We start from the raw sequence: 2,576 nt of genomic DNA, 5'->3' as shown, positions 1-2,576 counted from the left end.
AATTTTCAAGGTAACTGTCGCCTCAACGATTGAATTCAGGTGGCCTTTCTCTCCGGGTGACAGCGTTGTGGGGCGACGCTTTGGTCATCGATGTGATCCGGGTTCAGATGCAAAGCACCTGAACCCCGCAGTTGCGCGTGCGGCCTTGCATCGGCTGTCCGCACCCCGACGCTACGCCAGCCGTTCTACACTGGGACGGAGGCAGGCCCGCTATATGATTATCAAAACCAAGGCGGATCCTGTAACTGGCGTCCCAGTGCAAACCTAGGCCGTGATTTAGCGGTCGAAGTGACGGACGTTGAACAAAAAGTCCATGTCGTTCTGCTTACTCATTACAGGTTCGAGCTCGTAAAAATCCGAACACACCCACCGGCCCGGATGATTTTCATGGTTTTGTCGCAGAAACCTAGTCTCGGCAACAGTCTGCAAGTTTGCAATTCAAGATTTGCCTCAGCGCTTGGTGGATCATCGTCGTGTTCCCTTCCGATACAACAGGATCGTCCTATCAGCGAAGCGGTGGAAGATACCAAAATCGTAGCCACTATCTGCGGACGGCGAAATCGCGCTTTAGGTGCGCATTTCCGAAGGTCTTGACTGCAGTAACCTACCGAGAAGCGGCAACCAACGGCTATGAAATGCTAAGGATCGACGAAGTCACGGATAGCGAAGGTTTCCCCGAGCGATGCGATGTCGCGGTGATAGGCGGCGGCATCGTTGGCGTCAGCACCGCGTATGAACTGGCACGACGCGGCGTCCAGGTGGCTCTGCTCGAAAAGGGCGTCATTGGCTGCGAGCAGTCGGGGCGCAATTGGGGCTGGGTGCGTCAGCAGAACCGCGACCTCTATGAGTTACCGCTCGCGATGCAGAGCCTCAAGCGCTGGAGCGAACTAAGCGAAGAACTGGGCGAGGATGTTGGGTTTCGTAAGGCGGGCATCCTGTACGGCACGGAGCATCAATCTGACGTCGCGCAATGGGAATCGTGGCTTGCTCGCGCCCGGGAAGTTGGCTTTAACAGCGAGATCCTCAGTGCGCGCGAACTGGCAGCGCGCATTCCGTCCGGACGTGCGAAGTGGGCTGGAGGTCTGTGGTCGGTCACGGACGGCCGCGCCGAGCCGTCGAAAGCCGCGCCTGCGATTGCTCGCGGCGCGCAAGGTCTCGGCGCGAAGGTGTATCAGAACTGCGCGGTGCGAAGTCTCGACACGAGTGCGGGGCGTGTCTCGGGCATCTGGACGGAGCGCGGCCGGCTCGCAGCCGACACCGTCGTTCTCGCGGGAGGCGCCTGGAGCGCGTTGTTCTGCCAGCATCACGGCATCGATCTGCCCGCCATCAACGTGATGGGAACGGCGTTGCGAACCGCTGAGGCGCCGGGGGTCATCGAAGGCTGTTTCTCCGGGCCTAACTTCGCGCTGAGGCGACGGTTGGACGGCGGCTACACCATCGCTGTTCCCGGCTATGGACGCGTGGAACTCGCGCCGCAAAACCTGCGGCATTCGGTGAAGTTCCGCACCATGTTTCGCAGCAAGCTGAAGAAAAAACTGAAGATTCGCGTCGGTGCCAGCTTCTTCCACGGACCGGAGGCAAGCGCGACCTGGCGCGACGATGACGTCTCGCCGTTCGAAGAAACACGCGTGCTGGATCCCCGGCCTGATACCGAATGGCTCGAACGTGCCCTGCAAAACGTGGCCAGCGTGTTTCCCGAGCTGTCGGGCTTGCGGATCGCTCACGCATGGGCGGGCGCGATCGACACGACGCCGGACCTCGTCCCCGTTATCTCGAAGGTTAATACGAAACCCGGTCTCGTGATCGCATCCGGCTTCAGCGGACACGGCTTTGGACTAGGGCCAGGCGCTGGCGTGCTCGTGAGCCGGCTGGTAATGGACGAGGCGCTGCAGTTCGACATTAGTCCCTACAGACTGGCCCGCTTTTCCGACGGAACGAAACTGAGCAGCCCCGAAATGATATGAGTTGAGGCCGCGGGCGAGCTATCGCGGCAGCCCACTTCGGGAGATTGAACCACCGGTACGATTCAACTGTATTGATTAACGGCCGTTGCAATTCTAAAAGCGGCGGAGATCTTGATTGACCTCGTATGACGGAGAAGGTTCGTCTACAGAAGTTTGCTGTGGGAGCGGGTCCGTAGAGCTGTCGATCGATTTACCGCTAACGACTCACCGATCCACGGCGCGATAGCAGTGTACTGACCAGACACGGCAAGCACATCAAGTACGTGTTTCCGCCCGGCAAATCGATGAGTCAGCGAGGACGTGTGGCGCCGAATCGGGCAGGGGCAGGTTCTGACTGACGCACTCGCTTTGGCCCGCGCACAGTAGCCAGCAGCGACGCCGCCACGATCAACCCTCCGCCAACCCATGCCATGGGCGAGATCATCTCCCCGAGTCGCCAACCCCAAGACGCTGCGGCTTCCGCGCAAAGTCGTTAGGGCTCCCTCTGCTAACCATTCGGCGGTCGCATGCGAGAAACGGGAATCGCCCCGGGGCAAGCCAAGTCTTATGACGAGCTTCGGAGATGTGTCCCTCACCGGCGCGCTCTACGATAAAGCATTTTGTGAGCTCGCC

Annotated in this window: 1 protein-coding gene; it reads left to right on the top strand. The window is 59.8% G+C overall.

Going from position 1 to position 2,576, the window contains the following annotated elements; translation table 11 throughout:
* The first annotated feature begins 635 nt into the window (after positions 1-635).
* On the top strand, positions 636-1,964 hold the full coding sequence (locus WCA53_RS09560; protein ID WP_423908422.1) for an NAD(P)/FAD-dependent oxidoreductase: 1,329 nt from the start codon (positions 636-638) through the stop codon (positions 1,962-1,964).
* The last annotated feature ends 612 nt before the right edge of the window (positions 1,965-2,576 follow it).

This window comes from Caballeronia sp., from assembly GCF_049581465.1.
GTDB lineage: Bacteria > Pseudomonadota > Gammaproteobacteria > Burkholderiales > Burkholderiaceae > Caballeronia.
The sequence above is the reverse complement of the archived record's forward strand: the minus strand, read 5'-3'. Positions and strand labels throughout refer to the sequence as shown.

Excerpts from the sequence above, each read along its gene's own strand:
- WCA53_RS09560 (WP_423908422.1), top strand. The coding sequence starts at position 636 with ATGCTAAGGATCGACGAAGTCACGGATAGCGAAGGTTTCCCCGAGCGA.